8 protein-coding genes are annotated in these 13,537 nt (G+C 60.3%); 7 read left to right on the top strand and 1 reads right to left on the bottom strand.

What is annotated here, in order from left to right:
• The first annotated feature begins 219 nt into the window (after nucleotides 1–219).
• The 7 genes from ACEUKI_RS04125 to ACEUKI_RS04095 all read left to right on the top strand — a co-directional run bounded on the left by ACEUKI_RS04125 (nucleotide 220) and on the right by ACEUKI_RS04095 (nucleotide 10,639).
• The gene (locus tag ACEUKI_RS04125; RefSeq protein ID WP_032683259.1) at nucleotides 220–1,284 is read left to right on the top strand and encodes a GNAT family N-acetyltransferase; all 1,065 of its coding nucleotides are present in this window, start codon (nucleotides 220–222) and stop codon (nucleotides 1,282–1,284) included.
• Between the two features lie 10 nt (nucleotides 1,285–1,294).
• Nucleotides 1,295–1,609, top strand: coding sequence for a DUF2469 domain-containing protein (locus tag ACEUKI_RS04120; RefSeq protein WP_003828150.1), 315 nt, complete (start codon nucleotides 1,295–1,297; stop codon nucleotides 1,607–1,609).
• Nucleotides 1,610–1,782: 173 nt separating this feature from the next.
• Nucleotides 1,783–3,636 carry a histidine-type phosphatase gene (locus tag ACEUKI_RS04115; protein WP_179133522.1) on the top strand — a complete coding sequence of 618 codons (1,854 nt, stop codon included), beginning with the start codon at nucleotides 1,783–1,785 and terminating at the stop codon, nucleotides 3,634–3,636.
• Between the two features lie 217 nt (nucleotides 3,637–3,853).
• Nucleotides 3,854–5,467, top strand: coding sequence for an NAD(P)/FAD-dependent oxidoreductase (locus tag ACEUKI_RS04110; protein ID WP_080785468.1), 1,614 nt, complete (start codon nucleotides 3,854–3,856; stop codon nucleotides 5,465–5,467).
• A 205-nt stretch (nucleotides 5,468–5,672) separates the two neighbouring features.
• A complete protein-coding gene (gene rho, locus ACEUKI_RS04105; protein WP_080785467.1) occupies nucleotides 5,673–7,769 on the top strand; it encodes a transcription termination factor Rho in 2,097 nt (698 codons plus the stop codon).
• 307 nt (nucleotides 7,770–8,076) lie between these two features.
• On the top strand, nucleotides 8,077–8,466 hold the full coding sequence (locus ACEUKI_RS04100) for a chorismate mutase (RefSeq protein ID WP_080785466.1): 390 nt from the start codon (nucleotides 8,077–8,079) through the stop codon (nucleotides 8,464–8,466).
• Nucleotides 8,467–8,587: 121 nt separating this feature from the next.
• Nucleotides 8,588–10,639, top strand: coding sequence for a hypothetical protein (locus tag ACEUKI_RS04095; protein WP_115770103.1), 2,052 nt, complete (start codon nucleotides 8,588–8,590; stop codon nucleotides 10,637–10,639).
• A 114-nt stretch (nucleotides 10,640–10,753) separates the two neighbouring features.
• On the opposite strand, the gene valS is transcribed toward ACEUKI_RS04095, so the two are convergent.
• On the bottom strand, nucleotides 10,754–13,486 hold the full coding sequence (gene valS / locus ACEUKI_RS04090) for a valine--tRNA ligase (RefSeq protein WP_179133510.1): 2,733 nt from the start codon (nucleotides 13,484–13,486) through the stop codon (nucleotides 10,754–10,756).
• Nucleotides 13,487–13,537: the final 51 nt, after the last annotated feature.

Here is a 13,537-nt window from a genome sequence, read left to right as displayed (position 1 = left end):
CCGCTGGCGGGAGCTGTCGAACGGAGTGAGACTGAGGGTGGTCGCCATGTACGGATGACCACCCTCAGTCCGCTTCGCGGACAGCTCCCGCCAGCGGGAGCCTTTATTGATTCTGTAAGAAAGTCGTCTCAGAGCATTTCCAGCGTTCACCCAGTCGAGTAAGATATGTTCGGCACTGGACCGTGAGCCGAAACAAGCCGAACCGGGGGATGTATACCGATGACCGCAACCAACGAGACGCTGAGCATGGCTACCGAAGCGCAACTGAAGCGTGATCTGCCACAGAGCATCGTCATTCCGCCAATCCGTGGCGAAATGGTGCACCTGCGCCCCGCCACCGTCGAGGACCTGGCTCGTTTGGATGAACTTGATGCCTTCTATGGCGCATCCAAGATCACCGGCAAGGATGCGGTCACCGAACGCGCCATCGTACACACGTGGGTTCGCCGCTCCCAGGCTTGGGAAGCCGGTCAGGCACCCGCCGAATCCGGTGTGGGTGATCCGGAATCCCGCCGCACCATCGCATGGGCCGTATTGACTGACGCCGACCATGATGATGACGGTCAGCTCGATGCGGCCAGCACCGATAATGTCATCGGCATGATTTTCCTTATCGACATCGACGGCTGGTCCAAGTCCGCCCGCATCCAGATCATCTTGGGCCGTGAATACCGTGGCCGCGGCTACTCCCGTGACGCCATGCCGCGTGTGATGACTTACGGCTTTGCGCCCGAACCGGCCGGCCTGGGCATGCACCGCATCTGGGTGAGCGTGCCGGAAAAGAACAGCCGCTCGATTTCGGTCTACCAGTCGCTCGGCTTCGTGCCGTCCGGCACCTCGCGCGACGCGTTGTGGGATGTCGAAAACAACAAATACCAGGACCTTATCGTCATGGACACGTTGGTCGACGAGTACGATCCGATTCGTTCGCTTGACGCTTTTGGTATGCACTTGATTGAGGACAACCCGGGTGTCAAGGAAGCGCTGTCCGCGCGTGAGCATTCCATCGCCATCCAGCAGAACAAGCCGGAACCCGAGCCGGCACAGCGTGGTGAGGCAGCCGCCGTCACGACGAGTGACGTGCAGTCCCAGGCCCAGACGCCGGCGGCCGCACAGCCAGTCGAGCCACAGGCCGAGCACCACGACGATACGCAGAAGAACACGCGCCACAGTCTCGAAGAGGAAAGCAACTGGCCGTACGGTCAGGCGGAACGCAAGCCCTCAAAGGAAGCATGGTGGCGTACGCTGGGCCGCGGCCGCAAACGCGATACGGAAAGTGAGTGAATAAGCAAGCATGAGTGCCGAGGATCTCGACAATTACGAAACCGACGCCGAACTCGCGCTGTATAGGGAATATCGTGACGTCATCAAGCTGTTCACCTATGTGGTGGAGACTGAGCGTCGCTTCTACTTGGCGAATAAGGTCGATTTCAACGTGCGTTCCGCTGGTCAGGACGTGTATTTCGATGTGCAGCTGACTGACGCATGGGTATGGGATGTCTACCGTTCCAGCCGTTTCGTCAAGTCCGTGCGCATCGTGACCTTCAAGGATGTGAACGTCGAAGAAGTCCAGAAAACCGATATCGACATTCCCGACGATATTCACTGACAGGCAATCGTCTGATACAGCCTGTATTGACAATGCGCGGCATTCCGTCATCTTACGGCGGGGCGTCGCGCATTGTTCATACAACGCATAGCAAAAGTTCAGATTCGTAACCTTGCCATCGTGTGTCTTGTTTGCTTGCGGCTGATAGAAAATGCTGCATGAACACACACCATATGCAGCAGAGCCTTAAGGGCTCCATTGCGGGCGTGGTTGCTGCCGTCACATTGCTGGCCGGTGGCATTCTGACCGTTCCGCACGCCATGGCTTTGGAGGCCGATGGCCAGTATTACAGCAGCAAGCAGCCATATGTGGCCCCTAGCGAAGCGACCACTGCCAGCTATAGCCAGGCGCCGGAAGGCTACGAAACGGTATACACCGAGTCGATGTCTCGCCACGGTTCACGCGGCCTGTCCAGCTACAAATACGACGCATTGCTTATGAAGATGGCCGAAGCCGCCGAAGCGGATAACGGTTTTAAGTCTGATGCCATCAAGTCCGAATTCATGAAGAATCTTGAAGCCATCACCGCCGCAAATGTGGAGAATGGCTACGGTATGCTCACCGGTCAGGGTGCTGACCAACATCAGGGCATTGGCGCACGTGCCTACGAGCGCAACAAGACGCTGTTCGACAACGCAGCCGAGGACGGTGGCAAGATTGCCTATCAGTCCTCTGGCGAAGCCCGCGCCACCGAGTCCGGCGAAAGCTTCGCACGCGGCCTCAACGCGGCTTCGAACAATGAGCTGGCGAACAGCACCGTAACGCCCGCCGACCCTGCCGGCACCGGCGAGGCGGCGGCCTTCGACAAAACGCCGAATACGCTGTATTTCCACAAGTCCGAGAACCCGGACGGCATCGAGAAAACCGGCGAGGCCAAACAGCGTGCCGACGATTACCAGAACTTCGTGGAAAACGATGCGATTATCGCAGGCGCTGAGCAAGCCATCGCCGAAAACGAGGATGTGAAAACAGCCTCTCACGATTTGCTTTCACAAATCTTCACCGACGACTTCCTCGCCAAACTGGCCGACGGCACATACACTTGGTACAGCACTGCCGATGGCACCAGGGGCGGCGATGCCAACTGCGCGCCGGGAGCCGACCCCAGCAAGGACGCCGACGCCTGCGGCGAAGCCAAGAAGAAGATCGCCTCCGAATACGATGCCGCGATGGATCTGTACAACCTGTACATCATCGCCGCTGATATGGAGAACGAGAACACCGGCAGCCATACCTTCGACTTCAACCAGTACTTCCAAGGTGAGCAGGCAGACGACGCCAAGTTGTTCGCCTGGGCGCTTGACGCCGAGGACTTCTACGAGAAGGGCCCGAGCTACGCCGGCCAAGACGAGACCTACACAATCGCACAGCCGCTGCTTGACGATTTCTTCTCGTCGATTGATGAGCGCGTAAACGGCGGATCCACTGTTGCTACTTTCCGCTTTGCCCACGCCGAAACGATGATGCCGTTCGCCGCGCTGCTTGGCCTTCCCGGTTCCACCCAGCAGGCGGCCGCCAGCACCACCGACGTGTACACCTACGCCAACAATGAATGGCGTGGTGAATCGGTGACTCCGATGGCTGCCAATGTGCAGTGGGATGTTGCCGTCAAATCCAGCAACGACCCGAAGACCGGCCGTGCCTACACGCCGCTCGTTCGTATGCTCTACAACGAGCAGGAAATTTCTTTCCGCTCCGAATGCACGCCGATTGCCGATGGTCCCACGTGGTACAAGCTCACTGAGCTCAAAAGTTGCTTGGCTTCCAGCCACCAAACCCTAGGCGACGATGCGCGTCTGACTGATGATTCCACAACGCAGCCGGGCGCAGGACCTAACACTGGCGAAGGAACGAGTACCACTCCGAATAACAATGGTGTGGGAACTCATCAGCCCAGTAACACTCAGGCTAATGGTACGGAAAACGAGTTGAGTCGTACCGGTGTTGCCGTTACTGGTATTGCGGGGATTATGATGCTGCTTGCACTTGCAGGAATCTCGCTGAATCTATGGAAGGTTCGTCGCTGACGAATTAGCCCAAGACCAAACCGATTCGCCGCGCTGTGCGTGACGCAGCGTTGCCGAATGCCCCTACCTCACGATTGGATGCGGCGCCTTTCTGCTGATGGAAGACGGCGCATCGGTCGTATATCGGGAGAATTCTGTAAGCATTCGCTCATCTTTCGGTGTGCGATTCCGGGGCTTCTAGTAGACTGTCTCTGATTTTGCGTTTATAAGGAGCATAATGACCGACAAGCAATCCGTAGTGATTATCGGCGGCGGTCCGGCTGGACTTACCGCCGCATGGGAACTCATCAAGGACGGCGGTGCCGACAAGTACGACGTGACCGTGCTGGAGGGGACCCGCGAATTCGGCGGCATCTCGCGCACCGTGAAGCACAACGGCAACCGCATGGATATCGGCGGCCACCGTTTCTTCTCCAAAGACGAACGTATCATGGATTGGTGGAAGACCGTTCTGCCGCTGCAGGGCGCACCCTCCTATGATGACAAGAAGCTCGGCCGCGACCACGACATGGAGCCGGGCGGCCCCGATCCGGAGACGGAGGACAAGGTGATGCTCAAGCGCCACCGCGTGTCCCGTATCTTCTGGAACCGCCACTTCTTCGATTACCCGATTTCGCTGAGCCCCAACACGTTGAAGGCCATGGGCTTCAAGCTCACCATGGTGGCCGGCTTCAGCTACCTGAAGTCCATGTTCCACAAGCTGCCGGAAGACAACCTGGAGAACTTCTACATCAATCGTTTCGGCCGCAAGCTGTATTCGATGTTCTTCGAGGGCTACACGGAGAAGCTGTGGGGCCGCCACCCCTCCCAGATTTCCGCCGACTGGGGCGCCCAGCGCGTCAAAGGCCTGTCCATCATGGGCGTGCTCAAGAACGCCTTCCAGAAGCTTAGCCCCAGGAAGCGCTCCAACGCGGAGGTCGAGACCTCGCTGATCGAGGAGTTCTGGTATCCGAAGTACGGTCCCGGCCAGCTGTGGGAGACCGTCGAGTCCAATTGCGAGGCCGCCGGCGTCAAGGTGCTGACCGACGCCAGGGTGGTCGAGGTCCGCCAGACCGATGGCGCCGTGTCTTCCGTGGTGTACGAGGATTCCGAGGGCAACCGCACCGAGCTTTCCGGCGACCAGTTCATCTCCTCGATGCCGGTCAAGGACCTGGTCAACGCCATCGACGCGGCCGGCGACGATCCCGAGGCCGCTGATTCCAAGCCCGCCCCGGCCGATATGACCGAGGTGGCCAACGGCCTGCCGTACCGCGACTTCGTGACCGTGGGCCTGCTGGTCAAGCACCTGAAGCTCAAGAACACCACCAACATCCCCACCCTCGGCAATCCGCCGATCGTGCCGGACTGCTGGATCTACGTGCAGGACCCGGGCTACAAGGTCGGCCGTCTGCAGATCTTCAACAACTGGAGCCCGTACCTGGTCAAGAACGTGGACGACACCGTGTGGGTCGGCCTCGAGTACTTCTGCGAGGAGGGCGACTCGTTCTGGAACATGAGCGAGGAGGACGTCACCAAGTTCGCGATCTCCGAGCTCACCCGCATGCGTGTGATCAACGGCCCGGACGAGGTCATCGACTCCCATCGTGAGCGCGTCAAGAAGGCGTACCCCGCCTACTTCGACACCTATGAGCACATGGACGAGCTCATCGAGTACCTCGACGGCTTCGGCAACCTGTACTGCGTGGGCCGTAACGGCCAGCACCGCTACAACAACATGGACCACTCCATGGTCACCGCCATGGAGGCCGTCGGCAACATCAAGACCGGCAAGACGTCCAAGAAGAACGTGTGGTCCGTCAACACCGAAAAGTCCTACCACGAAGAAAAGTAAATAAACCTTGTTGAGCTCCCTCGTCACAGAGGGAGCTTTTTTGGTTTTCGGCTGGCCGTTTTGCGTTGGTCGAGTTGGCGTTGTACAGTAAACGAAGTTCGCGAAGACTCAGAGACGCAGCGAACATTCATGAGCGGTGCAACCGCAATAATCACTCTTAACGCCTGGATAGGCATGGGCCTGTTCGGTATGGAAAGGGCAACCAGTGGCAAATAGCCAGAATCTTGAGGATATGAAGCTGCCTGAGCTCAAAGAGCTCGCTAAGCAGATGGGCCTGCGCGGCACGTCGACCATGCGCAAGCCCGAGCTGCTCGCCACCCTGCAGGCGGCGCGCAATGGTGGAGAGCCGCCGGCCGGTGTGACCGTGCGCGCCCCCAAGGCCGCCAAAACTGCCAAGGTCGTCAAGGCTCCGCAGTCCGATGCCGCTGAGGCCAACACCACAGACAATGCTGGCGTGGCCACCCAGTCGCCGGCCCCGGCTCCGGCCGCTGCGACCCCGGCCTCAGCTCCGGCTGCCACGGAACCGCAGCTCGATTTGCCGCTTCCCGTGGCCGACGATGCCAAGAAGGACGAGACCGAACCGCGACGCACCCGTCGTAGGGCCGCCGATGATGCCGCATCCGAACCGCGTGCGGCCCGCCGTCGTCGCGATGACGACCAGTCCGATTTCGCTCGCCGCAAGCCGCGCAAGAAGGCCGATGAGGCCGGCAATCTGCTGGCCACGCTCGATTTGGGAGATGCAGCGCCTACCGAGCGTCGCCGCGAGCGTCACGAGGACGTGGAAGTTCCGCTGATTCGCCGAGTCCGTGATGATGAGGACGAGCAGCCTCGCCGCCGCCGTCGCACTGCGGAAAACAGCGAAGAAACCGTGCGTGACCTCGACGATATCCTGGCCACGCTGCCCACGCAGAAGCACGAGGAAACGTCCGAAGACGGCGAGCAGAACGACGATCACGAGTTTGTGCGTCGTAACCGCCGCGACCGTAGCGATCGCAACGATCGCGATAACCGTAATGATCGCAACGATCGCCGTAACCGCCGCATGCGTGGCCGTGATCGCGACAACGCCGATGATGATCGTCGCTATGATGATCGCGATAATCGTAGCGATCGCAATGACCGTGATAGCCGCCGCGAAGAGCCGCAGGAGGATCTGGTGCCGGTGGCCGGCATCGTCGACGTGCTCGACTCCTACGCTTTTGTGCGCACTTCCGGCTACCTGCCCGGCCCGAACGACGTGTACGTTTCCATGGGCCAGGTCAAGAAGTACGGCCTGCGCAAGGGCGATGCCGTCCATGGTTCGATTCGCGCCCCGCGCGAAGGCGATCGTCGCAACCAACGCCAGAAGTTCGTGCCGCTGCAGGCCATCGATTCCATCAACGGCCAAAGCGTTGAAGAAGCGCTCAACCGTCCGCAGTTCTCCAAGCTCACGCCGCTGTACCCACAGGAGCGTTTGAAGCAGGAGACCGCCCCGAACAAGCTCACCGGCCGTATCATGGACATCGTTTCCCCGATCGGCAAGGGCCAGCGTGGTCTGATTGTCTCCCCGCCGAAGGCCGGTAAGACCATCACCCTGCAGAACATCGCCAACTCCATCGCCGCCAACAACCCCGAGGTCCACCTTATGGTGGTGCTCGTGGACGAGCGCCCCGAAGAGGTCACCGATATGGAGCGCACGGTCCAGGGCGAGGTCATCTCCTCCACCTTCGACCGTCCGGCCTCCGATCACACCACGGTCGCCGAACTGGCCATCGAACGCGCCAAGCGTCTTGTGGAGCTCGGCCAGGACGTGGTCGTACTGCTCGATTCCATGACCCGACTGGCTCGCGCTTACAACATCGCCGCCCCCGCCTCCGGCCGCATCCTGTCCGGTGGTGTGGACGCGCAGGCCCTCTACCCGCCGAAGAAGTTCTTCGGCGCGGCCCGCAACATCGAAAACGGCGGCTCCCTGACCATCATCTCCTCTGCACTGGTGGAAACCGGCTCCAAGATGGACGAGGTGATTTTCGAGGAGTTCAAGGGCACCGGCAACATGGAACTGCGCCTGTCCCGCGAGCTGGCGGACAAGCGACTGTTCCCGGCCATCGACATCAACGCTTCCGGCACCCGCCGCGAGGAGCTCATCACCAACCCGCAGGAACTGCCGATTATCTACCGTCTGCGTCGACTGCTGGGCGGCATGGAGCCCGAGCAGGCCTACCAGACGTTGGTGCCGCGCCTCAAGAAGACCGCCACCAACCGCGACTTCCTCGCCGCCATCGTGCAGCAGGCCAACACCGGCAACGCGGTCAACGGCAACTGACCAGACCGCTGAACAATAGTGTAAGGGCTGCACCCCGATTGATACGGGGTGCAGCCCTTGCCGTATATGATGCAAATACATCAACTATCACATTGCAGTTGTAGTATTGCCGTCAACGTTCACATGCACGCTGACGATATATGAGATGAAAGAGGCATCAATGGGTTCGATTGTTTTGGGAGTGGGCAATGGTGCGGCCATGTTCGGCGATGCGGATGCCAGCCATATCCCCGACGGCGACTATGACATCTGAGATATCTGACTTTGCGCATCGTGCAAAGCCGTAATCGGGAGTATCCTCGAATCTATGAGCGAAACGAGCAGCGACTGGCAAAGGACCACCATCGACTCCGCCCAGGCGGCGGCCCACCCGGAAACCGCACAAGCGGTGGCGCGCATCAAAGCGCTGCGCCAAACCATCGATAACATCGATTCGGCGGCCATCGCATTACTGGCCGAGCGGTTCAAGGCCACCTCGCAGGTCGGCGTGCTCAAAGCCAGCGCCGGATTCGCGCCCGAAGACACCAAGCGTGAGGACTATCAGATCGAACGCCTCCACCGCATCGCCATCGATGCCGGGCTTGATCCGGAAATTGCCGAAATGTACCGTGAATTCGTGGTTACCGAAGCCAAGAAGCGCCACCAGCGCATCGCCGATGCCGGTGGCGACCCGGGCGTACTCGACGTATTCGCCTGATTCGCCCGCAGCGAATGGGCACCTTTCGGATATTCGTCTATAGGGCAAGTTGCCTGCAGCGACTACATTAATACGGGAATGGAATGCCCATAGTGGCCGACTGTATGAATGGGATACGTAGATGAGATGTGGTGCCGCACTGGTCAGTTGCGCATTGTGCGTGGCTTCGATTCTCGGCGGTGCTTGGATGTCTCGTCCGACTCCGGTTGATTACGGTCCGGTGCTCGCTACGGCAAGTGATATGTACGCCGTCACCGATGCCGAAGGGGAGCCGGTCCGTTGGTATGTGGTAGGGAAGGGCGGCGCCGGCAATGGCGCCAGTGCCGATTCCGGCAATAGCGGTTCCACTGATACCGATTCCGCCAATAGTAATTCCGGCATGTCCAAGGTTTCTCGTATCCCCGCTTCCGCCGCCACCCTGCCATGGAAAGTCAGCGTCACCTACTCGCTTGACGGTCCGAACGTCGAGGCAAACGAGGTTGCCGGCGCATCTGGACTGTTCGGCGTGTATATCGATATTAAGCCGCAAACCAAGGAGGCCAACCGTACGATCCCGGTTGTCGCCTTTACCGTGCCTACGCAGGTAGCCGATGATGTTTCCGCTGACAACTCCATTACGGTAACCACGCAAGGTCCCAATACCGTAGTCGCCGCAGCTGGAAAAGCCGCAACCGGCTTGGAATTCAGCTGCTATATGAACGCCAAAGACTTCTCCATGAGTTCTGTGGCGCTCGCCGTATTGCCTTCCAATTCCAGCAGTCCGGCAGTTGGTGCTAATCCCGATGCCGCGAATGCCGCGAATGCCGCCGCACAGCCTGCTGCCGATACGGATGTCGCCCAACTCACCGTCTCTGCCGCCACACTGGTCGATTCACTGACCGACGCCGGTTCTGGTGAACAGCAACAGCTCATCGAGCAGCTTCAAACCCTGCGCGATAACGAGCGTGCGCTGAACAAGTCTGTAGTGGCCGAACGCGAAACCGCCCATAAGCGGACGTTTGAAGACTATATGGCCGCGTATGTGGGCTCATATACCACGCACCTGTCTGGATCGATTGGCACCTCCACCCAGTTGCCGGCGTTGATGGGCACGGCCGGCGAACTGTCCGGGGACACGCCTTTGGCTCAAGCCGTACTCGACTTGGCCAACGCGGTGAACAACGTCAGTGCCGCACATCAGCATGCCGGTGCGGTCGATGCGTTGGACGAGGTGATTCGCCGCATCCAGCAGCAAGGCACCACCGGACTGGTGGATGATTTGACCGCCGAGGCTTCGGAGGAAGCCACTCGAGGCTCCAAGCAATACGCCGATGGCCAGAGCCAGCTCTCCGCCGCAATGATTCCGTATTCGATGAAATACACGGACGTCTACACGGCCAATTTGAGCGCCCTGACCGGCGGCACGTCCTCGGGCGCCACCGCTTACGAGAGCCAAGCCATCGCCGAAACCAACGGTAGCGATGAACTCGCCGACGCTCAATCCAAGGTCGATGCCGCGATGAGCACGCTTGCCACCGTCTCCGAGCATACGGGCAAAGCCACGGCCTTGCGCCAGATTGTATTGCGATTCTCCGATCAGTTCGAAGGCGGCGCGTCCTCGGCTTCCGGCAGTGATGGTGATGGTTCGTCCGGTGATGTCTCTTCCGGTCCGGTGACCGAGGCTCAGGCACTGACCGGCTTGGTCGATTCGCAATCGCAATCGTTTTACGGCAAGACCCGGGCCGCCCAAGCCAAGCGTAAGGCCGATGCCGCCCGTAAGCAGGCCAAAGCCGCGCAACAGCAGCAGTCGCAGCATTTCAAGACCTCACTGGTCGATGACACCATGTCCATGTCTGCTGGCGATGTGATGAACTATGCGGGTGGTCTTACTTCGGCCATCGGTAGTGGTGATAAGTCCGACTCGTCTAAGAGCGATGGTTCGGGAACGAACGACTCAGCCAAGTTGAGCGATACTGGCGATTCTGGCAACAATCTTGACACCGCTCCAGTACTGTTCGGCCTTGGCACTGGCGGCACGCTGCTCAAGCACGATATGAACGCGCTGATTAATGAGACCGTGAAAATCAGTGATGCTGGTACGCTTTTGGCGCAGGCCGTCGCGCAGCTCGACAGCCCCAATACGCAACAAAAAACCGCCGAAACCCGATATCTCATCGTGATTCCGACGGTGTGATGGTGTATGCGGGATATTTGCGTGCCGTCCCACAGTCGCGTCATCCGAACGTCAAAAAACAAAAGAGGGGAACCTCAATAGGAGGTTCCCCTCTTTTGTTGCTGCGCGCAACGCTCAGTGCTTTGGCTTCTTAGCTGGCGGCTCACCGAGCTCGCTGGCTTCGACGGCGACCTCGGTTTCGGGCGCGTCTTCGGCGGATTCCTCGGCGTGCTTGGCCACCAAATCGAACTTGCCGACCACGCGACCGGCCTGCGCGATATCGCCCAAGGCGGCGTGAATCGCGTCCACACCTTCCGAAGCAGCGGACAGTGCCACAGACAGGATTGGGGTCTTCATGGAGACCTTGGCCTCGGACTTGATCTTACGCAGCTGCTCCACTGCCTTGCCGGCCCAAGTCAGCAGCTCGGGAGAAGCACCGGTGGCGGCCTCGACATACGGGTCCACGACCGGCCAGGCGGCGCGATGCACGGAACCGGAACCGGCGTGCATCCAGCTCCACACTTCCTCGGTGGCGTACGGCAGGTACGGGGCCAGCAGACGTGCGAAGGCGTCCAGGCCCAGACCCAGAGCGGTGCGGGCGGACTTCACAGCCTTCTCGGACGGCACATTGCCGTGCTCGTCCGGAGTGCCATAGGCGCGGTTCTTGACTAGCTCGATGTAGTCGTCGCAGAACTGCCAGAAGTAGGACTCGATGACTTCCAGCGCCTTGGAATGCTCGTAGGATTCCAAGGCCTCGGTGGCCTGGCGCACCACCAAAGCCAGCTTGGCCATAGCGGCGCGATCCAGCGGTTCGGTCACATCGGCCGGGTTCCACGCGGCCTCGGCGGCAGCGCCCACGTGATGGTTCTCATCCTCACGGCCGATGGCCAGCGCGAACTTGGTGGCGTTCAGCAGCTTGATGGCCAGTCGACGGCCAATCTTCATCTGGCCGATGTCGTAAGTGGCATCGAGGCCCAGGCGAGCGGCGGCGGCCCAGTAACGCACGGCGTCCGCGCCGAACTTCTCGATTGGCTCGTTCGGCACCACGACGTTGCCCTTGGACTTCGACATCTTCTTGTGGTCGGGGTCCAGAATCCAGCCGGACAGCGTGGCATGGGCCCACGGCAGGCACTTGTTCTCCAAGTGCGCGCGGTCCACAGTCGAGAACAGCCAGGTGCGGATGATGTCCTGACCCTGCGGGCGCAGGTCCATCGGGAAGGTGGAAGCGAACAGGGCCTTGGAGGCCTCGTCCGGCTCGGCCCAGTGGGTCACGATCTGCGGGGTCAGCGAAGAGGTGGCCCAGGTGTCCATGATGTCCTTTTCGGCGGTGAAACCACCGGGCACATCACGCTGGGACTCGTCGTAGCCCTCCGGCACGTCGATGGTCGGGTCGATCGGCAGACGATCCTCGGACGGAGTGATCGGGTGATCGTAATCCGGCTCGCCGGAAGCGTTCACCGGGTACCACAGTGGGAACGGGACGCCGAAGAAGCGCTGACGGGAGATCAGCCAGTCGCCGTTCAGGCCGTGCACCCAGTTCTCATAACGCACGCGCATGAAGTCGGGGTGGAACTCGAGTTCCTTGCCACGCTCGATAAGCTCGGCGTTCAGCTTGGCGTCGGTACCGCCGTTCTTCAAATACCACTGGCGGGAGGTGACGATCTCGAGCGGCTTGTCGCCCTTCTCGTAGAAGTTCGTCATACGCTTGGTCGGGGTCGGCTCGCCGTCCAGATCGCCGGACTCGCGCAGCTTGTCGACGATGATCTTGCGGGCGGAGAACGTGGTCTTGCCAGCGGTTTCGGCAAAGACCTCGCGGCCGGCCGGGTCCTCGATCCAGTCCGGGGTATCCATCACGATACGGCCGTTGCGCTGGATGATCGGGCGGGTGGGCAGCTTCAGGTCGCGCCACCACTCGACGTCGGTTACATCACCGAACGTACAGCACATGGCGATACCGGCACCCTTGTCCATTTCGGCGGCCGGGTGCGCCAGAATCGGCACCTTGACCTTGAACAGAGGGGAGTAGACGTACTGGCCGAAGTACTGCTTGTAGCGTTCGTCGTTCGGGTTGGCGATCAGCGAGGTGCAGGCCGCCAGCAGTTCAGGGCGGGTGGTCTCGATGTAGATCGGGGTGCCGTCCTCAAAGCGGAAGGCCACCTTGTGGTAGAAGCCGGGGTATTCGCGCGATTCGAGCTCGGCCTGGGCCACGGCGGTCTGGAAGGTCACGTCCCACAGGCCGGGGGCGTCTTGCTGGTAGGCCTCGCCACGGGCGAGGTTGCGCAGGAAGGCCTTCTGGGCCACACGCTGCGGGTGTTGACCGATGGTGTGATAGGTCTGCGACCAGTCAATGGACAGACCCAGCTTGCGCCACAGGGCCTCAAACAGCTTCTCATCCTGAGCAGTCAGACGCTCGCACAGCTCGATGAAGTTCTTGCGGGAAATCGGCACCTGATCCTTGGCGTCAATCTTCTTGCCATCAGTGCCTTCAAACGGCGGCTTGAAGTCCGGGTCGTAAGGCAGAGACACGTCCACGCGCACGCCATAATAGTTCTGCACGCGGCGCTCGGTAGGCAGGCCGTTGTCATCCCAACCCATCGGGTAGAACACGTCGTAGCCGCGCATGCGCTTGTAACGCGCAATCACATCGGTGTGCGTGTAAGAGAACACGTGACCCACGTGCAGCGAACCGGAGACGGTGGGCGGCGGGGTGTCGATGGAGTAGACGGCCTTGCGGTCGCGGGTGTTGCGGAATTTGTAGGTGCCGTCTTCATCCCAGACGGCGCGCCACTTGTCCTCAAGTCCGTCCACGCCGACCTTGTCGGGCAGCGGGGTGAGGTTGGCGTTGATGATGGATTTGCCTTCAGTCATAAAGCCAAAGTTTATGCACGTTGCATGACAAGCCGAACTGTACAGTAAACA

Origin of the sequence: Bifidobacterium sp. 2450 (genome assembly GCF_041900695.1) — a bacterium.
Taxonomy (GTDB): domain Bacteria; phylum Actinomycetota; class Actinomycetes; order Actinomycetales; family Bifidobacteriaceae; genus Bifidobacterium; species Bifidobacterium longum.
Note: the sequence above shows the minus strand (reverse complement) of the source record. Positions and strands in the feature narration are given on the sequence as shown.